Genomic DNA, 21,091 nt, shown 5'->3' on the forward strand with positions numbered 1-21,091 from the left:
CCGCCCCGCCCTGCCCCGCCGTGTCCCTCCATGGGGCCACTGGGACCCCTCTCCAGAGGCTTTGGTGTGGTTTCTCCCCTAATGTCGCCATCAGTGGCCGTCGGCAGAGGAGCACGAGTGACCAACCCCGTACCTCCGCGCGATCGGACGGACCAGCCATGGCGCTCCGAGGGCGCGCCCCCGCCCCAGCCGTCCGGCCGGAAGATGCCCGGCGGCTGGGGCCGGCTGCTCCTGACCGCTCTGGCCGTCTATCTGATCGCCAACCTGGTGCTGTCCTTCTTCAACGGTGATGACGAGCCGACCATCGCGTACACCGAATTCAGCAAGCAGGTCACCGCGGGGAACGTCTCCAAGATCTACTCCAAGGGCGACGCGATCCAGGGGCAGCTCAAGAAGGAGGCCAAGGTCCCCGGCAAGGACGACAAATACACCAAGTTCACCACCCAGCGGCCCGCCTTCGCCGACGACAACCTCTGGGCCGAGCTGACCAAGGACGATGTCACCGTCACCGCCGAACCGGTCGTCCAGCAGCGCAGCTTCCTGGCGAACCTGCTGATCTCGCTCGCCCCGATGCTGCTGCTCGTCCTGCTCTGGGTCGTCATCGCCCGGCGGATGCGCGGCGGGCTCGGCGGCGGCATGGGCGGCCTCGGACGCAAGCCCCCGCCCAAGCCGGTCGAGCTCGAAGGGCGCAAGCGCACCACCTTCGAGGACGTGGCCGGGATCGACGAGGTCGAGGGCGAGCTCGACGATGTCGTCGACTTCCTCAAGAACCCCGAGGAGTACGCGAAGATGGGCGCCCGGATGCCCGGCGGCGTGCTCCTGGCGGGTCAGCCCGGAACCGGCAAGACGCTCCTGGCCCGAGCCGTGGCGGGCGAGGCCGGGGTGCCGTTCTTCTCCGCGTCCGCCTCCGAGTTCATCGAGATGATCGTGGGCGTCGGGGCCGGCCGGGTGCGCGAACTCTTCGCCGAGGCCCGCAAGGTCGCCCCCGCCATCATCTTCATCGACGAGATCGACACCATCGGCCGGGCCCGCGGAGGTGGCTCCGGCATGGGCGGCCACGACGAGCGCGAACAGACGCTCAACCAGATCCTCACCGAGATGGACGGCTTCTCCGGCTCCGAGGGCGTCGTCGTGCTCGCCGCCACCAACCGCGCCGACGTCCTGGACCCCGCCCTCACCCGGCCCGGCCGCTTCGACCGGGTCGTGCAGGTCAGCCCGCCGGACAAGGGGGGCCGGGAAGCGATTCTCAGGATCCACACCCGGCAGATCCCGCTCGCCGGGGATGTCGACCTGGCCCAGGTCGCCCGGATCACCCCCGGAATGACGGGCGCCGACCTCGCCAACCTGGCCAACGAGGCCGCCCTGCTCGCCGTCCGGCGCAAGCAGGCCGAGGTCAGCCAGTCCGACCTGTCCGACGCCCTGGAAAAGGTCCAGCTCGGCGCCGAGCGCCCGCTCGTCATGCCCGCCGAGGAGCGCCGCAGGACCGCCTATCACGAGAGCGGCCACGCCCTCCTCGGCATGCTCCAGCCCGGCGCCGACCCGGTCCGCAAGATCACCATCGTGCCGCGCGGGCGCGCCCTCGGCGTCACCCTCTCGACCCCGGACGCCGACAAGTACGCGTACACCGAGGAGTACCTGCGCGGCCGGATCATCGGCGCCCTCGGCGGGATGGCGGCCGAACACGTGGTGTACGACGTGATCACCACCGGCGCGGAGAGCGACCTGGAACAGGTCACCTCCCTGGCCCGCGGCATGGTCGGCCGCTGGGGCATGAGCGACCGGATCGGCCGTCTCACCGCCATCCCCGCCGACGCCCAGCAGGCCTACGGACTCTCCGCGGCGCCCGCCACCCTCGACGCCGTCGACGCCGAGATGCGCCGCATCGTCGACGAGTGCTACGAGGACGCCTGCCGTCTCCTGCGCGAGAACCGCGGCAAGCTCGACTCACTGGCCGACGCGCTGATGGCGAACGAGACCCTGGACGAGGCGGCGGCCTACCGGGCGGCCGGCATCACCCGCCTGGACAAGCCGGGCGGCGGCAGCTCCTGACGGTGTGCCGGTCGGGTGACCCGGAATCCCGTGCGGGCGCCGCCGGCCGTGAAGCACCGGTGGGCGGTCCGCCGCGCGCACCGCCGGGCGGCCCGGTGCCACGGGTGGTGATACGCCGGGTAATGTCGCACACGGCGGCAGTGTTCCGCGCCTGTCGGTACGCCGGGGCGCACCAGGTGCTACGTACCACCTTGATGTGAGCTGTGCGCCTTCTCCGCAGATCTGCGCACCCGCCCTCGTCCGGACGCATCAAGGGCAACTGACTGGTACGTGCAAATTATTTGGGATGCCCCGGAATAGGAACACCGGGGCACTCAGGCTCGTTGTCACGACGTGAGCACGACACCACCTGTACTTGCCGCAGAGCTGGCACAGGCGTGGGCCGACATTCAGCGGTACCACCCCGAGCTGCCCGATCTTGCCGCGCCCGAGTCCCTGATCGGAGAGTCGTCGTCCGCCTGTGGCGCCGAGCTCTCCTTCGAACGACTGCTCCATGAGGCAGTCCACGGCATCGCCGCCGCGAGAGGTGTCCGAGACACCTCCCGTGCCGGCCGGTACCACAACCGACGTTTCCTCGCGATCGCCGAGGAGCTGGGCCTCGATCATGCCGAGGAGCCCCACCCCAGCAGCGGATTCTCGCTCGTCACGCTGAATCCGGAGGCCAAGCGCCGGTACCGCCCGACGACCGAACGGCTGCAGCGCGCCCTCAAGGCGCACACCGTGGCCACCGCCGCCGACACCAAGCGCTCCTTCCGCGGTCCCGCCGCCCGGCACGGCTCCTCCGGGGGCGGCGTCCGGGTCAAGGCCGTCTGCGACTGCGGACGCAACGTCCGCGTCGTTCCCTCGGTCCTCGCCCAGGCGCCGATCGTCTGCGGCGGCTGCGGCAAGCCCTTCCAGATCCCGGAAGCGGCGGTCGCGGTGAGGTGAGGCGATGTGGTGTGGCACAATGGCTAGCTGTACTCGACAGCCGCATAGGACCCCTCTCTCCTCCGGCTGACGCGTCCGTCGGGCACCCGAGTACCGCAACCCCACGTGGCATCTTCGTTGTGCCCAACCACGTCAAGACCAGGAGACACCACTTCCGTGGCAGTCAAGATCAAGCTGAAGCGTCTGGGCAAGATCCGTTCGCCTCACTACCGCATCGTCGTCGCCGACTCCCGTACCCGCCGTGACGGCCGGGCCATCGAGGAGATCGGCCTGTACCACCCGGTGCAGAACCCGTCGCGCATCGAGGTCAACTCGGAGCGTGCGCAGTACTGGCTGTCCGTCGGCGCCCAGCCGACCGAGCCGGTTCTCGCGATCCTGAAGCTCACCGGTGACTGGCAGGCCCACAAGGGCCTTCCGGCCCCGGCGCCGCTGCTGCAGCCCGAGCCCAAGGCTGACAAGCGCGCTCTGTTCGAGGCGCTGTCCTCGGACGGCGACGAGGCCAAGGGTGAGGCCATCACGCAGAAGGCCAAGAAGTCCGACAAGAAGGCGGACGAGGCGGCTGACGCTGCCGCGTCCACCGAGTCGACCGAGGCCTGAGCATGCTCGAGGAGGCTCTCGAGCACCTCGTGAAGGGCATCGTCGACAACCCCGACGAAGTGCAGGTGGCCTCGCGCACCCTGCGCCGTGGGCGCGTGCTGGAGGTTCGGGTCCACCCCGATGACCTCGGCAAGGTGATCGGCCGCAACGGCCGCACCGCTCGCGCTCTGCGTACCGTCGTGGGCGCCATCGGTGGCCGTGGTATCCGTGTCGACCTCGTCGATGTGGACCAGGTTCGCTGAAAGAGTTGAACACCGGCCAGGGCCGGGGAGGGCTTTCGAGCCGTCCCCGGCCTTTGTCGTCCGTCACCATCTACTTCTACGTCCGTACACCATCAATCGGAGAAGCAGCGTGCAGTTGGTAGTTGCGCGGATCGGCCGCGCCCACGGCATCAAGGGCGAGGTCACCGTCGAGGTACGTACGGACGAGCCGGAGCTGCGGCTCGGGCCCGGGGCCGTCCTGGCCACCGACCCGGCCGCGACGGGGCCGCTGACGATCGAGACCGGCCGGGTGCACAGCGGCAGGCTGCTGCTGCGCTTCGAGGGCGTGCGTGACCGTACGGGAGCCGAGGCCCTGCGCAACACTCTCCTGATCGCCGAAGTGGACCCGGCGGAACTCCCGGAGGACCCCGAGGAGTTCTACGACCACCAGCTGATGGACCTCGATGTCGTCCTCGCGGACGGCACCGAGATCGGGCGGATCACGGAGATCAGCCACCTGCCCTCGCAGGACCTGTTCATCGTCGAGCGCCCGGACGGCAGCGAGGTGATGATCCCGTTCGTGGAGGAGATCGTCACCGAGATCGATCTCGACGAGCAGCGCGCGGTCATCTCCCCGCCGCCCGGCCTCATCGACGAGAGCCAGGCCGTGGTGGCCTCCGCCCGCGACGACGAGGCGGACGGCACCCGTACGGCGGACGGCGCCGGTGCGGCGGACAGCGCGGGCGAGGCGCCGAAGGGTGACGCGTAATGCGGCTCGACGTCGTCACGATCTTTCCCGAGTACCTGGAACCGCTGAACGTGTCGCTCGTCGGCAAGGCCCGCGCCCGCGGCCGGCTCGACGTACACGTGCATGACCTGCGTGGCTGGACTTACGACCGGCACAACACGGTGGACGACACCCCGTACGGCGGCGGACCCGGCATGGTCATGAAGACCGAGCCGTGGGGCGAGGCGCTGGACGGGACACTGGCGGACGGGTACGAGGCGGGGGCGGGTTCCCCCGTGCTCGTCGTCCCGACCCCCAGCGGCCGGCCGTTCACCCAGGAACTGGCCGTCGAGCTCTCCGAGCGGCCCTGGCTGATCTTCACCCCGGCCCGCTACGAGGGCATCGACCGCCGGGTGATGGACGAATACGCCACCCGGATACCGGTCATCGAGGTGTCGATCGGTGATTACGTCCTGGCCGGCGGGGAAGCGGCCGTCCTGGTCATCACGGAGGCCGTGGCCCGGCTGCTGCCCGGGGTGCTCGGGAACGCGGAGTCGCACCGCGACGACTCGTTCGCCCCCGGCGCCATGGCCAATCTGCTGGAGGGGCCGGTCTACACCAAGCCGCCCGAGTGGCGAGGCCGGGGCATCCCGGACGTCCTGCTCAGCGGCCATCACGGCAGGATCGCGCGCTGGCGGCGGGACGAGGCCTTCGCCCGTACCGCCCTGCACCGGCCCGACCTCATCGAGCGCTGCGAGGCGAGCGGCTTCGACAAGAAGGACCGCGAGATCCTCTCGATCCTCGGCTGGTCACCGGAGCCGGGCGGCCGATTTTGGCGCAGGCCCCCGACCGTGGAAGAATAGGCCGCTGCTGTACGTCCGGCGCGCGCCCCTGCCACAGGGGGAATGACGCCCGCCCGACGCGATCAGCAATCCGAACTCCTTACGATCTCCCGTCGATGACCTGTGGCATCGGCGAAGAAAGCAGACAAAATGGCTTCCCTGCTCGATGGCGTCAACGCCGCGTCCCTGCGTACGGACGTTCCGTCCTTCCGCCCCGGTGACACCGTCAACGTCCACGTGCGCGTGATCGAGGGCAACCGCTCCCGTATCCAGCAGTTCAAGGGTGTTGTCATCCGCCGCCAGGGCTCGGGCGTCAGCGAGACCTTCACGGTCCGCAAGGTCTCCTTCAGCGTCGGCGTCGAGCGCACCTTCCCGGTGCACAGCCCGATCTTCGAGAAGATCGAGCTCGTCACCCGCGGTGACGTCCGTCGCGCCAAGCTGTACTTCCTCCGTGAGCTGCGCGGCAAGGCCGCGAAGATCAAGGAGAAGCGCGACAACTGAGCTGACGCACGCGTCCACACCGCGGCCGGATAGGCTTCGGCCGCGATGGACACGGAAGCACAGCACACGGAGCGCGATCTCTCCTCCGGACCCGGGAACGGGCCGGAGGAGGGGTCGCGCTTCTCGCGTATCCAGGACCGTTCCGCCCCTCCGATGTCCTGGCGCCGGGCGGCTGCCCTGGGAGCCCTCTGCACGGTCGTCCTGCTGCTGTTCAGCGCGTATGTGATTCAGCCCTTCCTGATCCCCAGCGGCTCGATGGAGCCCACCCTGCGGGTCGGGGACCGGGTGCTCGTCAACAAACTGGCGTACCGGTTCGGCTCCGTGCCGGAACGCGGCGACGTGGTGGTGTTCGACGGGACCGGCTCCTTCGTCCAGGAGAACGCCGAGGAGAACGCCGTCACCGGGCTGCTGCGCGGCGCGGCCGCGTCCCTCGGGCTGACCGAACCCGCCGCGACCGACTTCGTGAAGCGTGTGGTGGGCGTGGGGGGCGACCGTGTGGTCTGCTGCGACAAGCAGGGCAGGATCGAGGTGAACGGCCGGCCGCTGGACGAGCGGTACGTGCACCCCGGGGACGCGCCCTCCCAGGTGCCCTTCGACATCGTCGTGCCCATGGGCACCCTGTGGATGATGGGCGACCACCGCGGCAGTTCGCGCGACTCCCGGGACCACCTGGGGCAGCCCGGCGGCGGCATGGTCCCCGTCGACATGGTGATCGGGCGGGTGGACTGGCTGGGCTGGCCGCTGGGGCGGCTGGGGTCGCTGCCGGGCACCGATGCCTTCGCCGGGGTGCCGGAGCCCGCCGGAGCCCATGGGTAACCGGGGACGCGGACGTGGCGCACCGGACGGGGAAAGCGCGCCGCCGGGCAGGAGCGCCGCGACCGGGTCGGCCGCTCCGCGCCCGCCGCGGACCCGCGCCGAGCGCCGGAGGCTCGCCCGCAAGGTCCGACGGCGGCGGCGCGGGTCGACGGTGCGGGAGGTCCCTGTGCTCATCGTGGTGGCCCTGCTGATCGCGCTGGTGCTCAAGACCTTCCTGGTGCAGGCCTTCGTGATCCCTTCGGGATCGATGGAACAGACCATCCGGATCGGCGACCGCGTGCTCGTGGACAAGCTGACCCCCTGGTTCGGATCGAAGCCGCAGCGCGGCGACGTCGTGGTGTTCAAGGACCCCGGCGGCTGGCTGAACGCGGAGCGGACGGACACGGACGGCAAGGACGCCCCCGTCGGCGTCAAACAGGTCATGGAGCTGCTGACCTTCATCGGACTGCTGCCGTCCGACGACGAGCAGGACCTGATCAAGCGGGTCATCGCGGTCGGCGGAGACACGGTGAAGTGCTGCGGCGCGGACGGCAGGGTCAGTGTCAACGGCGTCCCGCTGGACGAGCCCTATCTGTATCCCGGCAATGAGCCATCGACGGTCCAATTCGAGGTAAAGGTTCCGGCCGGCCGGATCTTCGTGATGGGGGACCACCGGTCCAATTCCGCGGATTCGCGCTTCCACCTCGACGACGCGGGCAGGGGCACGGTGTCCGAGGACGAGGTCGTGGGAAGGGCTGTCGTGATCGCCTGGCCGTTCGGGCACTGGCGCACGCTGGAGGAACGCGAGACCTTCGCCCCGGTCCCGGATGCGCGTGCCGGGGCGGCCGTGTTGCCCCGCATGTCGAATAGTGTGTCCCCCCAGGATCGATATGCGATGGTCCGGCTCCCGACCCCTGCGGAACTCCCGCTCGTTATGGGAGTGGTGGGCCTGCACCGAACCGGGCGCGGGCAGTGGCACGGATTGAGGAGTGGATGTGGGGGATTTGGCGGTCGGCGCACGATCCGGACACGACGAACCCGAGGACCGGCCGGAGCACGCCGAGTCTTCCGAGGGGGCTTCGGCGGGCCGGGCGGAGGGTGACGCCGGCTCCGCGGGCAGCGGTGGCAGGGCTCCGAAGAAGCCGCGTTCCTTCTGGAAGGAACTGCCGCTTCTCATCGGTATCGCGCTCGTCCTGGCCCTGCTGATCAAGACCTTCCTGGTGCAGGCGTTCTCGATCCCCTCGGACTCCATGCAGGACACACTGCAGCGGGGTGACCGGGTGCTGGTCGACAAGCTGACCCCGTGGTTCGGCTCGGAGCCGGAGCGCGGCGAGGTCGTGGTGTTCCACGACCCGGGCGGCTGGCTGGAGGACACCGTGACACCGGAGCCCAACGCGGTGCAGAAGTTCCTCAGCTTCATCGGCCTGATGCCGTCGGCCGAGGAGAAGGACCTGATCAAGCGGGTCATCGCGGTCGGCGGTGACACGGTGGAGTGCAAGAAGAACGGACCGGTGACGGTCAACGGGAAGGCACTGGACGAGAAGTCGTTCATTTTCCCGGGGAACACTCCGTGCAACGACGAGCCGTTCGGGCCGATCCATGTGCCCGAGGGCCGGATCTGGGTGATGGGCGACCACCGCCAGAATTCGCTGGACTCCCGGTACCACCAGGAGCTTCCCGGTCAGGGCACGGTCTCCACGGACGAGGTCGTCGGCCGCGCCGTCGTCGTGGCCTGGCCCATCAACCGCTGGTCAACGCTGCCGGTTCCCAAGACGTTCGACCAGCCCGGTCTGAACGCGGCGGTCGCCATGGCTCCCGGAGCACTGGGTGTGGCCGGAGCGCTGCCCCTCGTGCTGTGGCGCCGCAAGAGGCTGACCAGCGGGCGTACCGCCGGGTAGGGTGCCGACTCGGATCAGCGATTGTCGATCTCTGATGGGGGAGCGCTGGGATGAGCGGAATGGGACGTACGGACGACGGCCGCGGCCGGCTCGGCAGTGTGCTGTCGGGCCTGGCCGTGGCCGTCGGCTGTGTGCTCTTCCTCGGCGGATTCGCCTGGGGAGCGGTGGTGTACAAGCCGTACACGGTGCCGACGGACTCGATGTCCCCCACGGTGAACGCCGGGGACCGGGTGCTCGCGGAGCGCGTGGACGGCGCCGATGTGCGGCGGGGGGACGTGGTGGTGTTCACCGATCCGTCCTGGGGCGCCGTCCCGATGGTGAAGCGGGTCGTCGGCATCGGAGGCGACAAGGTGGCCTGCTGCGACAAGGGCGGGCGGCTGACGGTCAACGGCATCCCCGTTGAGGAACCGTATCTGCGGGCGTACGACGGTACGGCGGGCTCGGCAGCGGGCACTCCGGCCTCGCCGCGGGGCTTCACCGCCGAGGTACCCCGGGGCCAGATCTTTCTTCTCGGGGACGAACGGGCCGGCTCGCTGGACTCCCGGGTCCACCTCGACGACCCCGGACAGGGCTCCGTCCCGCTCGGCGCCGTCGAGGCCCGGGTGGACGCGGTCGCCTGGCCGATGGACGGCATGATCGGACGGCCGCGGTCGTTCGCGGACCTGCCGGGCGGGGTGTCCGCCGACGGGCCGCTGAAGCTCCAGCTCGGGGTGGTGCTGGCGGGCCTCGTGCTCATCCTGGGCGGCAGCGCGTACGGGCCGGTCGCGGCCCGCTCCGCACGCCGGAAGCAGCACTCACCGGCGGCCGCCGGTGTCTGAGGGGGGCGAGGGGACCGCGATCATGGGAGAGACCCGCAGGGTCGCACGGGTGGTGCTGCTGGACCCCGAGGACCGCATCCTGCTGATGCACGGCTACGAGCCGGACGATCCCGCGGACACCTGGTGGTTCACGCCCGGCGGCGGTCTGGAGGGCGACGAGACCAGGGAGCAGGCGGCGCGGCGCGAGCTGGCCGAGGAGACCGGGATCACGGACATCGAGCTGGGCCCGGTGCTCTGGCAGCGGACCTGTTCCTTCCCGTTCGACGGGCGGCGCTGGAACCAGGACGAGTGGTACTTCCTGGCCCGCACGGCGCAGACCGCCACCGACCCGCAGGGCCTCACCGACCTGGAGCGGCGCAGCGTCGCCGGTCTGAGGTGGTGGACTTCCGCCGAACTGCTCGCGGCGCGTGAGACGGTGTACCCGACCAGACTCGCCGAGCTGCTGCGCACGCTCCTCGACGAGGGTCCCCCACGTGCTCCGCTCGTTCTGGCCCCCGAAATCGTCTAATCGTCCAGGGGTGCCGGGGGCTGACGCACAATAGGGGGACGCACGGCTGAAGGGGAACATGCCATGAGCGCCGAGGACCTCGAGAAGTACGAGACCGAGATGGAGCTGAAGCTCTACCGGGAGTACCGCGATGTCGTCGGTCTGTTCAAATATGTGATCGAGACCGAACGGCGCTTCTACCTCACCAACGACTACGAGATGCAGGTGCACTCGGTCCAGGGTGAGGTCTTCTTCGAAGTATCCATGGCGGATGCCTGGGTGTGGGACATGTACCGGCCCGCGAGGTTCGTCAAGCAGGTCCGCGTGCTGACCTTCAAGGACGTCAACATCGAGGAGCTCAACAAGAGCGATCTCGAACTTCCGGGCGGCTGATCCACGGACGGTCACCCGTACGGGTGACCGGGATATCCACATTCACGGAGTTGTCCACCGGAAATCACCAAGATCCACACGTCTGGGCCGGAACCGTCAGAGTCGGTGCCGGAGGTGGTGCCGAATGAACGCACGGGGGGCACTCGGGCGGTACGGCGAGGATCTGGCGGCGCGGCTGCTGACCGAAGCCGGAATGGCGGTCCTGGAGCGCAACTGGCGCTGTCGCGCCGGAGAGATCGACATCGTCGCCAGGGACGGTGACGCACTGGTCATCTGTGAGGTGAAGACCCGCAGGTCCGGGGTTTTCGAACACCCCATGGCGGCCGTCACACCGGCCAAGACGGACCGGCTGCGACGACTCGCCGAGATCTGGCTGGACGGCCACGGCGGGCCGCCGGACGGCGGGGTCCGGATCGACCTGGTCGGAGTGGTCGTGCCCAGGCGCGGAGCGCCGGTCACCGAGCATGTGCGCGGGGTGTCCTGATGGGATTCGCGCGCGCGTGTTCGGTGGCGCTGGTGGGCGTCGAAGGCGTGGTGGTGGAGGTCCAGGCGGACCTGGAACCGGGTGTGGCGACGTTCGCCCTGGTGGGACTGCCGGACAAGAGCCTGGTGGAGAGCCGCGACCGGGTCAGGGCCGCCGTGGTCAACTCCGGGGCCGAGTGGCCGCAGAAGAAGCTCACGGTGGGGCTCTCCCCGGCGTCCGTGCCCAAAGGAGGTTCGGGGTTCGATCTCGCGGTGGCCTGCGCGGTGCTCGGCGCGGCCGAGCGGATCGATCCGGCCGCCATCGCCGACGTGGTGATGATCGGGGAGCTGGGGCTGGACGGCCGGGTGCGCCCGGTGCGCGGGGTGCTGCCCGCCGTGCTCGCCGCGGCCGAGGCGGGGTATCACCACGTCGTCGTCCCCGAGCAGACCGCCGGTGAGGCGGCCCTGGTGCCGGGGGTCTCGGTCCTCGGCGTACGGAGCCTGCGCCAGCTGATCGCGGTACTGGCCGATGAGCCCGTGCCCGATGAGCCGGCCGACGGCCAGGGCCGTCCCGACGCGATGCTGGCGGGACTGATGATGCCGGGCGCGGGGGTGGGCACGGGCCTTGCCCCGCACTGTGCGCGGAGCGAGGGACACCGGCCCGACCTGGCGGACGTCGCGGGGCAGGCGCGTCCCCGCAAGGCCCTTGAGGTGGCCGCGGCGGGTGGACACCATCTGCTGCTCTCCGGACCCCCGGGGGCCGGGAAGACGATGCTGGCCGAGCGGCTCCCGGCGATCCTGCCTCCGCTGACCCGGCAGGAATCCCTCGAAGTGACGGCGATCCATTCGGTGGCGGGAATCCTCCCACCGGGTGAACCTCTGGTCACCAGGGCGCCGTACTGCGCGCCGCACCACTCGGCGACGATGCAGTCACTGGTCGGCGGCGGCAACGGACTGCCCAGGCCCGGAGCGGTTTCCCTGGCTCACCGGGGGGTGCTCTTCCTGGACGAGGCGCCGGAGTATTCCGGCAAGGTGCTCGACGCGCTGCGCCAGCCGCTGGAGTCCGGCCATGTGGTGGTCGCGCGGGCGGCCGGGGTGGTGCGGCTGCCCGCCAGATTCCTGATGCTGCTCGCCGCGAACCCCTGTCCCTGCGGCCGGCACACGCTCAGCGGCGCGGGCTGCGAATGCCCGCCCTCCGTGGTGCGGCGCTATCAGGCGAGACTGTCCGGGCCGCTGCTGGACCGGGTGGACCTGCGGGTCGAGGTGGAGCCCGTCAGCCGTGCCGACCTGATGGGGCGAGGGGGCCGGGGCGAGTCGACGGCCGAGGTCGCCGCGCGGGTACGGGAAGCCAGGGCGCGGGCCGCCGAGCGGCTCGCGGGCACGCCCTGGACCACCAACAGCGAGGTACCGGGCCATGAGCTGCGGACCCGGCTGCTGACGGCCCCCGGGGCGCTGATGGCGGCTGAGCGGGACATGGAGCGCGGCACACTCACGGCCCGGGGCCTGGACCGGGTGCTGAGGGTGGCGTGGACCGTGGCGGACCTGCGCGGCGCCGACCGCCCGGACGCCTCCGACATCGCGGTGGCACTGGAACTGCGCACGGGCATCCAGCGCGGGGTGCCGATGGAGGTCGCGCCATCGTGACGGGGCTGCCGGAGACAGCGGGATGTGCGGGGCCGGGAAGCGGCGGGCCGGGACGTGACGGGAGTGGCGGGCCGGGACGTGATGGGGGCGGCGGGTGCGCGGAGGGGGTGCGGCTGGCGAGGGCCGCGTTGACACGGATTCTGGAGCCGGGCGACGAGCGTGCCGGACGGTGGCTGCGCGAGTCGGGGCCGGTCGAGCTGGTACGGCGGCTCACCGCCCGGGACGGCTCGGCCGGGGAGCTGCCGGGTATGACCGCCGCGCGCCTGGGCGGCTACCGGCTGCGTGCCGCTGCGGCCGAGCCCGAGCGGGACCTCGCGGCGGTGGCCGCGCTGGGCGGCCGATTCATCTGCCCGGGTGACCGGGAGTGGCCCAGCCAGCTCGACGACCTGGGTGACGCCCGGCCGGTCGGGCTCTGGGTGCGCGGGCGTCCCGACCTGCGGCTGTGGGCCCTGCGTTCGGTCGCGGTGGTCGGTGCCAGGGCCTGCACCCCGTACGGGGCCCATATGGCGGCGAGCCTCGGCGCGGGGCTGGCGGAGCGCGGCTGGGTGGTGGTGTCGGGTGCCGCGTTCGGGGTGGACGGGGCGGCCCACCGCGGAGCCCTGGCCGCGGGCGGGGCGACCATGGCGGTGCTGGCGTGCGGGGTCGACGTGGCCTATCCCCGCGGTCATGCCGGGCTGATCGCGCGCATGGTGGAACAGGGGCTGGTCATGGGGGAGTTGCCGCCCTCCGGGCATCCCACCCGCAGCCGGTTCATCCTCCGGAACAGGGTGATCGCCGCACTCACCAGGGGAACGGTCGTGGTGGAGGCCGAATACCGCAGCGGTTCGCTCGTCACCGCCCGCAGCGCCCAGCGCCTCGGCCGCCACACGATGGGGGTGCCCGGCCCGGCGACCAGCGGTCTGTCCGCCGGTGTCCACGAGCTGCTGCGCGGCGAGGGAGTCCTCGTCACCGACGCGTCGGAGGTCGCCGAGCTGGTGGGGGACATCGGTGACCTCGCACCGGTCGGACGCGGCCCGGTCCTGCCCCGGGACCTGCTGGACGCGGTCACCGCGAGAGTGCTGGACGCCCTCCCGTACCACGGAACCGTCGACGTGCGTGACGTCGCCCGCGCCGCGGGAGCGTCCGCCGACGAAGCACTCGGGCGACTGTACGAACTGCACTCACTGGGGTTCGTCGAACGCGAGGGCGACGGATGGAAGTTGACCAAGGCGCCGGCATGCAACGGCGACGCGCGGCGAGGCGGTACTTGACCTGGAGCATTCGGGTGAAAAGGTAATGCCGATGACCTCGGCAGTTAATTCAGCGGTGCCTCCGGGGCCGGTGCGCGCGGCGACGGTCCCGGTCGCCTGTCGCGTCCGGCGGCGGAATCGCCGGTGCGGAATCGCACAGTGTCGAACCCGTATCCTGCGCGCACTGCGACGCTTCAGTCACGCTACGCTCACAAGGATTCCGCCCCAGACAAACGTCCCCCAGCACTTCACAGCAGAACGGCTCAAGGCACCACATGCCCCAGCACACCTCCGGGTCTGACCGTGCGGCAGTACCACCCGCTGCGCGTGGCACTGTGCGCCCTTCCGCTCCCTCCTCCCTCGACGAGTTGTGGCGTTCGTACAAGACCACGGGCGACGAGCGCCTGCGGGAGCAGTTGATCCTTCACTACTCGCCACTCGTCAAATACGTCGCGGGCAGGGTCAGCGTGGGGCTGCCGTCCAACGTCGAACAGGCCGACTTCGTCTCCTCCGGAGTCTTCGGACTGATCGACGCCATCGAGAAGTTCGACATCGAACGGGCCATCAAGTTCGAGACGTACGCGATCACCAGGATCCGCGGCGCGATGATCGACGAACTCCGGGCGCTGGACTGGATCCCGCGCTCCGTACGGCAGAAGGCGCGGAACGTGGAACGCGCCTACGCCACCCTGGAGGCACGGCTGCGCCGCACCCCGTCGGAGGCGGAAGTCGCCTCGGAGATGGGCATCGCGCTGGAGGAACTCCACGCTGTTTTCAGCCAGTTGTCCCTGGCGAACGTGGTGGCCCTGGAGGAGCTGCTGCATGTCGGCGGCGAGGGCGGCGACCGCCTGAGCCTGATGGACACGCTGGAGGACACCGCCGCCGACAACCCGGTGGAGGTCGCCGAGGACCGTGAGCTCAGACGGCTGCTCGCACGTGCCATCAACACGCTCCCCGACCGGGAGAAGACCGTCGTCACCCTCTACTACTACGAGGGCCTCACCCTCGCCGAGATCGGCAATGTCCTCGGGGTCACCGAGAGCCGGGTCAGCCAGATCCACACCAAGTCGGTGCTGCAGCTCCGGGCGAAACTGGCCGACGCCGGGCGCTGAGCGTGCGCCGTCGGCCATCCCGATGGAGGTCGCGCCCTTCCCCCGGACATGTGCCGCCGTAGAGTGGAAGCGTGCCCAGGATTCGAGCGGCCTCCGTGGCCGAGCACCGGACCATGCAGCGCGGCGCCCTCCTGGACGCCGCGCGCTCGCTGCTGTCCGAGGGCGGTACGGAGGCGTTGACCTTCCCCGCGCTCGCCGAACGCACGGGCCTCGCCCGGTCCTCCGTGTACGAGTACTTCCGCTCCCGCGCCGCCGTGGTCGAGGAGTTGTGTGCCGTCGACTTCCCCGTCTGGGCGGCCGAGGTCGAGAACGCCATGGAGCGCGCCGAGACCCCCGAGGCGAAGATCGAGGCGTATGTGCGCCGGCAGCTCGATCTCGTCGGGGACCGGCGTCACCGCGCGGTCGTCGCGATCTCCGCGAGCGAGCTGGACGCGGGGGCCCGCGAGAAGATCCGGGCCGCGCACGGCGGTCTGATCGCCATGATCGTCGAGGCGCTGGGCGATCTCGGTCATACCCAGCCGCGACTCGCCGCGATGCTGCTGCAGGGTTCGGTGGACGCTGCGGTGCGCCGTATCGAACTGGGTGTGGCGGAGGAGCCGGGAGTCATCGCCGACACCGCCGTCGCCATGATCCTGCGCGGCGTACGGGGCTGACCCCGCCTGTACGCCGAGCCCTGGGGCTCGTCCGGGTGCGGTACACCGAAGACCGGCAGCAGCCGGGAAGGGCCCCGCCGCAGCGACGAGGGCGGCAGCAGGGACAGCGGATCCAGATAGACGTCCCCGCGCCGCAGCCCCCAGTGCAGACAGTCCGTACGGCAGTGGAACGGCCCCTGCTCCAGCACGGCGACCGCCCGGCCCGCGGTCACCTCCTCACCCCGGGCCACCAGCGCCCGCACCGGCTCGTACGTGGTGCGCAGCGGCGGCTCCCCACTTCCCGCCACTTCGATCGTGAGCACCCCACGTCCGGCCACCCGCCCCGCGAACGACACCCGGCCGGTGGCCGCGGCCCGGACCTCGGCACCGGGCCGCGCCGCGAGATCGACGCCGCGATGGCCCGGCCCGTACGGGCCGGCGGGCGGCTCCCACCCGCGTACGACCGTGGGCCGGCCGGGCAGGGGCCAGACCCGCTCGTCTCCCGGAACGGGGGCGGAATCCGGGGCGGGAGGGGGATCCGGGACGGAATCCGGGACGGGAGGGGGATCCGGGACGGAATCCGGAGCGGGGGCGGAATCCGGGACGGGACCCCGGGTGGGGGCGGGAGCCGGTGACCCGCCCGGACCCGGCCCCGCCGAGGCTCTGACCGAGGCCGGTCCGAGCAGCACTGCCGACACGACGGCCGCCAGGGCCGCCAGCAGCAGCGCGGCCGGCGGCGCGGCCCGTGCGGCTGTCCGCCGGGCCCGCGGGGCGGGCGGCGGCCTGGACGCGGGTGAGCTGGAGCGAGGGGATCCGGGTGTGGTGCGCATGCACGGAACGATCCTCCGGCCCGCCCGATCCGGGGGATCATGAACCGTTCCTGTGGACAGCCCGCCGGTTGTGGACATCGCCGTCACCCGGCACCCGGCGGGTCCCGTACACTTCTTGTGGCGATCCGGGTCACCGGGTCGACTTCGCACGCCCCGCCACCTCCCTCTCTTCGGGGGTGGCCGCGCTCCTCGGTCCCTTGTGGCACGGCGCGTAGGGGCGTCAGGCGCGATCGCAATCCTGCGGTCGCGACAACCGAGCACCTCAAGGAGTACGGCCATGGCCGTCGTCACGATGCGGGAGCTGCTGGAAAGCGGCGTCCACTTCGGTCACCAGACCCGTCGCTGGAACCCGAAGATGAAGCGCTTCATCTTCACCGAGCGCAACGGCATCTACATCATCGACCTGCTCCAGTCGCTGTCGTACATCGACCGCGCCTACGAGTTCGTCAAGGAGACCGTCGCCCACGGCGGCTCCATCATGTTCGTGGGTACCAAGAAGCAGGCGCAGGAAGCCATCGCCGAGCAGGCGACGCGCGTCGGCATGCCGTACGTCAACCAGCGTTGGCTCGGTGGCATGCTCACCAACTTCTCCACCGTTTACAAGCGCCTTCAGCGTCTGAAGGAGCTTGAGCTCATCGACTTCGAGGACGTGGCCGCCTCCGGCCTCACCAAGAAGGAGCTCCTGGTCCTCTCGCGCGAGAAGGCCAAGCTGGAGAAGACCCTCGGTGGTATCCGCGAGATGCAGAAGGTGCCGAGCGCCGTCTGGATCGTCGACACCAAGAAGGAGCACATCGCCGTCGGTGAGGCGCGCAAGCTCCACATCCCGGTCGTCGCGATCCTCGACACCAACTGCGACCCCGACGAGGTCGACTACAAGATTCCGGGCAACGACGACGCGATCCGCTCCGTCACCCTGCTCACCCGTGTGATCGCCGACGCCGTCGCCGAGGGCCTCATCGCCCGTTCCGGTGCCGCCACCGGTGACTCGAAGCCGGGCGAGAAGGCCGCCGGCGAGCCGCTCGCCGAGTGGGAGCGCGACCTGCTCGAGGGCGACAAGAAGGACGAGACCGCGGCCGCCGCCGAGGTCCAGGCCTCCGCCGAGACCGAGAAGGTCGCGGACGCCGAGCAGGCCGACGCTGCCGAGGCACCCGCCGCCGAGGCACCCGCCGCCGAGGCACCCGCTGCCGAGGCTCCGGCCGCGGACGCCGAGCAGGCCTGACACCCGTCACGGCTGAAGACGGCGGGGCCGGTGCCACAGGGCACCGTCCCCGCCGTTCACCCGTAGATCTTTCAGACTTCGAGAGAGAAATACAGACTCATGGCGAACTACACCGCCGCTGACGTCAAGAAGCTCCGTGAGCTCACCGGCGCCGGCATGATGGACTGCAAGAAGGCGCTCGACGAGGCCGATGGCAACGTCGACAAGGCCGTCGAGGCGCTCCGTATCAAGGGTCAGAAGGGCGTCGCCAAGCGCGAGGGCCGCTCTGCCGAGAACGGTGCCGTCGTCTCCCTCATCTCCGAGGACAAGACGTCCGGCGTCCTGCTCGAGCTGAAGTGCGAGACGGACTTCGTCGCCAAGGGCGACAAGTTCCAGGCCGTCGCCAACACGCTCGCCGCCCACGTGGCCGCGACCTCTCCGGCCGACATCGCGGCGCTGCTGGCGTCCGAGATCGAGCCCGGCAAGACCGTCCAGGCGTACGTGGACGAGGCCAACGCCAACCTCGGCGAGAAGATCGTCCTGGACCGCTTCGCGCAGTTCACCGGTGACTTCGTCTCCGTGTACATGCACCGCACCATGCCCGACCTGCCGCCGCAGATCGGTGTCCTGGTCGAGCTGGACAAGGCCGACGCCGAGCTGGCCAAGGGCATCGCGCAGCACATCGCCGCGTTCGCCCCGAAGTACCTGTCCCGCGAGGACGTCCCCGCCGAGATCGTCGAGGCCGAGCGCCGCGTCGCCGAGGAGACCACGCGCGCCGAGGGCAAGCCCGAGGCCGCGCTCCCGAAGATCGTCGAGGGTCGCGTCAACGGCTTCTTCAAGGAGGCCACCCTCCTCGGTCAGCCGTACGCGCTGGACGCCAAGAAGTCTGTTCAGAAGGTCCTGGACGAGGCCGGTGTCACCCTGAAGCGCTTCTCGCGCATCAAGGTCGGCATCTGAGTCCGTCCGCGAACAACGGTGGACCCCGATAGGGTCTAGTGCAGTCGACGGCCGCACTCATGCCGGACGACCGCAGATCTGACGAGGAGGCCATTGCCGCTGAGGGACACCAGACCCACCGGCAATGGCCTTCTTCGTATGTGCACGAGGAGAATTTCCATGGACAAGGGCGCGGACGCCACTCAGGGTGACCACAAGCGCGACGACGGCAAGGTTTCCGGACGCTTCATGCTGAAGCTGTCCGGCGAGGCATTCGCCGGTGGCGGAGGCCTCGGTGTCGACCCCGATGTCGTGCACGCCATCGCCCGCGAGATCGCCGCCGTCGTGCGCGACGGCGCGGAGATCGCGATCGTCATCGGCGGCGGCAACTTCTTCCGTGGTGCCGAGCTCCAGCAGCGCGGCATGGACCGGGCCCGGTCCGACTACATGGGCATGCTCGGCACGGTCATGAACTGCCTGGCACTCCAGGACTTCCTGGAGAAGGAAGGCATCGACTCGCGCGTCCAGACCGCCATCACCATGGGCCAGGTCGCCGAGCCGTACATCCCGCTCCGTGCCGTCCGGCACCTGGAGAAGGGACGCGTCGTCATCTTCGGCGCCGGCATGGGGATGCCGTACTTCTCCACCGACACCACAGCCGCCCAGCGCGCCCTGGAGATCGACGCCGAGGCGCTGCTGATGGGCAAGAACGGGGTGGACGGGGTCTACGACTCCGACCCCAAGACCAACCCCGCCGCGGTGAAGTTCGACGCGCTGGAGTACAGCGAGGTGCTCGCCCGCGATCTGAAGATCGCCGACGCCACCGCCATCACCCTGTGCCGTGACAACCAGCTCCCGATCCTCGTCTTCGAGCTGACCGCCACCGGCAATATCGCCCGTGCCGTCAAGGGTGAGAAGATCGGCACGCTCGTGAGCGACGAGAGCACCCGGGCCTGACGGCCCCAAGGATGGACAACGGCCTGCCGGTCGGACACCGTGCAGGTGAGGACGCGACGCAGGACCCGCCGGGCCCGGCGATGACGATGCCGGGCCCACTCAAGACACGCAGGAGCACGTGGTGATCGAAGAAATCCTCCTCGAGGCCGAGGAGAAGATGGAGAAGGCCGTTGTCGTCGCGAAAGAGGACTTCGCCGCGATCCGAACCGGCCGTGCGCACCCGGCGATGTTCAACAAGATCGTCGCCGACTACTACGGCGCGCTGACCCCGATCAACCAGCTGGCCTCGTTCTCGGTTCCCGAGCCGCGGATGGCCGTCGTGACGCCGTTCGACAAGACCGCTCTGCGCAACATCGAGCAGGCGATCCGCGACTCCGACCTCGGCGTCAACCCGAGCAACGACGGCAACATCATCCGGGTGACCTTCCCCGAGCTCACCCAGGACCGCCGCAAGGAGTACATCAAGGTCGCCAAGACCAAGGCCGAGGACTCCAAGATCTCGATCCGCTCCATCCGCCGCAAGGCCAAGGAGACCCTCGACAAGCTCGTCAAGGACAAGGAGTCCGGCGAGGACGAGGTGCGCCGCGCGGAGAAGGAGCTCGACGACACCACCGCGAAGTACGTCGCGCAGGTGGACGAGCTGCTCAAGCACAAGGAAGCCGAGCTGCTCGAGGTCTGATGAACGACTCTTCCTGGGGCGCGCCGCAGGGAGCCGGTTACTGGGGCACTCCCGAGATGGGAGCTGCTCCGGCGGGTCCTGCCTACGATGTGCATGACGCCCAGCAGACTCGGCCCATGCCCAACGTGCCGGACGTTCCCGACGCAGGTAGAGACGCAGACGACCGCGACGACCGGGACGGGGATGCCGCTCACGTCGGCGGCCCCCTGTTCCGTGACGAGAAGCCGCAGGAGCCCATGTCCACCCCGATGCCGTCCCCGCCGCAGAAGAAGCGTGCGGGGCGCGATCTGCGCGCCGCCATAGGGGTCGGCGTGGGGCTCGGCGCGGTCATCGTCGCCTCGCTCTTCATCGTGCAGGCCGTCTTCGTCGGCGTGATAGTGGTCGCCGTGGTCGTCGGCCTCTGGGAGCTCACCTCCCGGCTGGAGGAGCGCAAGGGCATCAAGGCCCCTCTCGTGCCGCTCGCCGTCGGCGGGGCCGCCATGGTCGTCGCCGGCTACGCGCGGGGCGCGGAGGGTGCCTGGGTCGCCATGGCGCTGACCGCGCTCGCGGTGCTGGTCTGGCGGATGACCCAGCCGCCGGAGGGGTATCTCAAGGACGTCACGGCCGGGGTCTTCGCCGCGTTCTACGTACCGTTCCTGGCCACGTTCGTCGCGATGCTCCTGACGGCGGACGACGGGCCGCAGCGGGTGCTCACCTTCCTGCTGCTCACGGTGATCAGCGACACCGGCGCCTACGCGGTGGGCTGGCGCTTCGGCAAGAACAAGCTCGCACCGCGCATCAGCCCCGGGAAGACCCGCGAGGGCCTGCTCGGAGCGGTCGCCTTCGCGATGGCCGGCGGCGCGCTGTGCATGCAATTCCTGATCGACGGCGGCTCCTGGTGGCAGGGACTGCTGCTGGGCCTCGCGGTCGCCGTCAGCGCCACCCTCGGTGACCTGGGCGAGTCCATGATCAAGCGGGATCTCGGGATCAAGGACATGGGCACCCTGCTGCCCGGCCACGGCGGCATCATGGACCGGCTGGACTCGCTGCTGCCGACCGCCCCGGTGGTGTGGCTGCTGCTGGTGCTGTTCGTCGGATCCGGCTGAGCCGAACCCGCGCGCATACCGTCTGACCTGCAATTCTTATGGGTGAGGGTCCGTTGTCCACAGGGCGGCGGGCCCTCACTCGTCTTTCTGCGA

The 21,091-nt window shown here is 70.2% G+C and carries 23 protein-coding genes and 1 pseudogene; 23 read left to right on the forward strand and 1 reads right to left on the reverse strand.

All coding sequences use genetic code 11. From position 1 onward, the window contains the following. Nucleotides 1–117 precede the first annotated feature (117 nt). From ftsH to ACIGJO_RS28680, 18 genes are all read left to right on the forward strand, one after another. On the forward strand, nt 118–2,049 hold the full coding sequence (ftsH, locus tag ACIGJO_RS28595) for an ATP-dependent zinc metalloprotease FtsH (RefSeq protein ID WP_399962922.1): 1,932 nt from the start codon (nt 118–120) through the stop codon (nt 2,047–2,049). A gap of 333 nt (nt 2,050–2,382) precedes the next feature. After that, the gene (locus ACIGJO_RS28600) at nt 2,383–2,976 is read left to right on the forward strand and encodes a hypothetical protein (protein WP_084749914.1); all 594 of its coding nucleotides are present in this window, start codon (nt 2,383–2,385) and stop codon (nt 2,974–2,976) included. A gap of 156 nt (nt 2,977–3,132) precedes the next feature. Then, nucleotides 3,133–3,573 (forward strand): 30S ribosomal protein S16, encoded by a 441-nt coding sequence (rpsP, locus tag ACIGJO_RS28605; protein ID WP_073726855.1) that lies wholly within the window; start codon nt 3,133–3,135, stop codon nt 3,571–3,573. Nucleotides 3,574–3,575: 2 nt separating this feature from the next. Beyond that, a complete protein-coding gene (locus ACIGJO_RS28610) occupies nt 3,576–3,815 on the forward strand; it encodes an RNA-binding protein (RefSeq protein ID WP_004944869.1) in 240 nt (79 codons plus the stop codon). A gap of 109 nt (nt 3,816–3,924) precedes the next feature. Further along, nucleotides 3,925–4,542, forward strand: a complete 618-nt coding sequence (gene rimM / locus ACIGJO_RS28615; protein ID WP_399962925.1) for a ribosome maturation factor RimM — start codon at nt 3,925–3,927, stop codon at nt 4,540–4,542. Further along, complete coding sequence (trmD, locus tag ACIGJO_RS28620; protein WP_399962927.1) at nt 4,542–5,363, forward strand: tRNA (guanosine(37)-N1)-methyltransferase TrmD; 822 nt, start codon at nt 4,542–4,544, stop codon at nt 5,361–5,363. The genes rimM and trmD overlap by 1 nt, the downstream gene beginning before the upstream one ends. A 129-nt stretch (nt 5,364–5,492) precedes the next feature. After that, entirely contained in the window at nt 5,493–5,843 is a 351-nt protein-coding gene (gene rplS / locus ACIGJO_RS28625; RefSeq protein ID WP_266924312.1) for a 50S ribosomal protein L19, read from the forward strand. 45 nt (nt 5,844–5,888) lie between these two features. After that, nucleotides 5,889–6,659, forward strand: coding sequence for a signal peptidase I (gene lepB, locus ACIGJO_RS28630; RefSeq protein WP_399962929.1), 771 nt, complete (start codon nt 5,889–5,891; stop codon nt 6,657–6,659). Continuing rightward, nucleotides 6,652–7,740 (forward strand): signal peptidase I, encoded by a 1,089-nt coding sequence (gene lepB, locus ACIGJO_RS28635; protein ID WP_399962931.1) that lies wholly within the window; start codon nt 6,652–6,654, stop codon nt 7,738–7,740. Before lepB (ACIGJO_RS28630) ends, lepB (ACIGJO_RS28635) begins: the two co-directional genes overlap by 8 nt. Beyond that, the gene (lepB, locus tag ACIGJO_RS28640; RefSeq protein ID WP_399963111.1) at nt 7,643–8,536 is read left to right on the forward strand and encodes a signal peptidase I; all 894 of its coding nucleotides are present in this window, start codon (nt 7,643–7,645) and stop codon (nt 8,534–8,536) included. Before lepB (ACIGJO_RS28635) ends, lepB (ACIGJO_RS28640) begins: the two co-directional genes overlap by 98 nt. A 50-nt stretch (nt 8,537–8,586) precedes the next feature. Then, nucleotides 8,587–9,354 (forward strand): signal peptidase I, encoded by a 768-nt coding sequence (gene lepB, locus ACIGJO_RS28645; protein WP_399962933.1) that lies wholly within the window; start codon nt 8,587–8,589, stop codon nt 9,352–9,354. Between the two features lie 22 nt (nt 9,355–9,376). Continuing rightward, the gene (locus ACIGJO_RS28650) at nt 9,377–9,862 is read left to right on the forward strand and encodes an NUDIX hydrolase (protein ID WP_399962935.1); all 486 of its coding nucleotides are present in this window, start codon (nt 9,377–9,379) and stop codon (nt 9,860–9,862) included. Between the two features lie 63 nt (nt 9,863–9,925). Then, nucleotides 9,926–10,234 carry a DUF2469 domain-containing protein gene (locus tag ACIGJO_RS28655; RefSeq protein WP_003965949.1) on the forward strand — a complete coding sequence of 103 codons (309 nt, stop codon included), beginning with the start codon at nt 9,926–9,928 and terminating at the stop codon, nt 10,232–10,234. Between the two features lie 124 nt (nt 10,235–10,358). After that, the gene (locus ACIGJO_RS28660) at nt 10,359–10,718 is read left to right on the forward strand and encodes a YraN family protein (protein WP_399962938.1); all 360 of its coding nucleotides are present in this window, start codon (nt 10,359–10,361) and stop codon (nt 10,716–10,718) included. Next, complete coding sequence (locus ACIGJO_RS28665) at nt 10,718–12,340, forward strand: YifB family Mg chelatase-like AAA ATPase (RefSeq protein ID WP_399962940.1); 1,623 nt, start codon at nt 10,718–10,720, stop codon at nt 12,338–12,340. The genes ACIGJO_RS28660 and ACIGJO_RS28665 overlap by 1 nt, the downstream gene beginning before the upstream one ends. A 137-nt stretch (nt 12,341–12,477) precedes the next feature. Continuing rightward, the gene (gene dprA / locus ACIGJO_RS28670) at nt 12,478–13,590 is read left to right on the forward strand and encodes a DNA-processing protein DprA (RefSeq protein WP_399963113.1); all 1,113 of its coding nucleotides are present in this window, start codon (nt 12,478–12,480) and stop codon (nt 13,588–13,590) included. A 254-nt stretch (nt 13,591–13,844) separates the two neighbouring features. After that, nucleotides 13,845–14,681, forward strand: coding sequence for an RNA polymerase sigma factor WhiG (whiG, locus tag ACIGJO_RS28675; RefSeq protein WP_266924326.1), 837 nt, complete (start codon nt 13,845–13,847; stop codon nt 14,679–14,681). Nucleotides 14,682–14,776: 95 nt separating this feature from the next. Next, on the forward strand, nt 14,777–15,334 hold the full coding sequence (locus ACIGJO_RS28680; protein WP_399963115.1) for a TetR/AcrR family transcriptional regulator: 558 nt from the start codon (nt 14,777–14,779) through the stop codon (nt 15,332–15,334). A gap of 167 nt (nt 15,335–15,501) precedes the next feature. On the opposite strand, the pseudogene ACIGJO_RS28685 reads toward ACIGJO_RS28680, so the two are convergent. Next, nucleotides 15,502–16,422: pseudogene (locus ACIGJO_RS28685) on the reverse strand (peptidoglycan DD-metalloendopeptidase family protein); the annotation flags it as partial. On the opposite strand from ACIGJO_RS28685, the gene rpsB reads away from it, so the two are divergent. The 5 genes from rpsB to ACIGJO_RS28710 all read left to right on the forward strand — a co-directional run bounded on the left by rpsB (nt 16,421) and on the right by ACIGJO_RS28710 (nt 20,998). Then, nucleotides 16,421–17,362, forward strand: a complete 942-nt coding sequence (rpsB, locus tag ACIGJO_RS28690; RefSeq protein WP_399962942.1) for a 30S ribosomal protein S2 — start codon at nt 16,421–16,423, stop codon at nt 17,360–17,362. The pseudogene ACIGJO_RS28685 and the gene rpsB sit on opposite strands and share 2 nt — an antisense overlap. Nucleotides 17,363–17,461: 99 nt before the next feature. After that, nucleotides 17,462–18,298: a translation elongation factor Ts gene (tsf, locus tag ACIGJO_RS28695; RefSeq protein ID WP_266924332.1), complete on the forward strand. Its 837-nt coding sequence runs from the start codon at nt 17,462–17,464 to the stop codon at nt 18,296–18,298. A gap of 159 nt (nt 18,299–18,457) precedes the next feature. After that, nucleotides 18,458–19,234 carry a UMP kinase gene (pyrH, locus tag ACIGJO_RS28700; RefSeq protein WP_399962945.1) on the forward strand — a complete coding sequence of 259 codons (777 nt, stop codon included), beginning with the start codon at nt 18,458–18,460 and terminating at the stop codon, nt 19,232–19,234. 121 nt (nt 19,235–19,355) lie between these two features. After that, the gene (gene frr, locus ACIGJO_RS28705) at nt 19,356–19,913 is read left to right on the forward strand and encodes a ribosome recycling factor (RefSeq protein ID WP_073726823.1); all 558 of its coding nucleotides are present in this window, start codon (nt 19,356–19,358) and stop codon (nt 19,911–19,913) included. Then, nucleotides 19,913–20,998, forward strand: coding sequence for a phosphatidate cytidylyltransferase (locus ACIGJO_RS28710; RefSeq protein ID WP_399962947.1), 1,086 nt, complete (start codon nt 19,913–19,915; stop codon nt 20,996–20,998). Before frr ends, ACIGJO_RS28710 begins: the two co-directional genes overlap by 1 nt. Nucleotides 20,999–21,091 lie beyond the last annotated feature (93 nt).

Source organism: Streptomyces sp. NPDC079020 (assembly GCF_044542225.1).
In the GTDB taxonomy this organism is placed as follows: domain Bacteria; phylum Actinomycetota; class Actinomycetes; order Streptomycetales; family Streptomycetaceae; genus Streptomyces.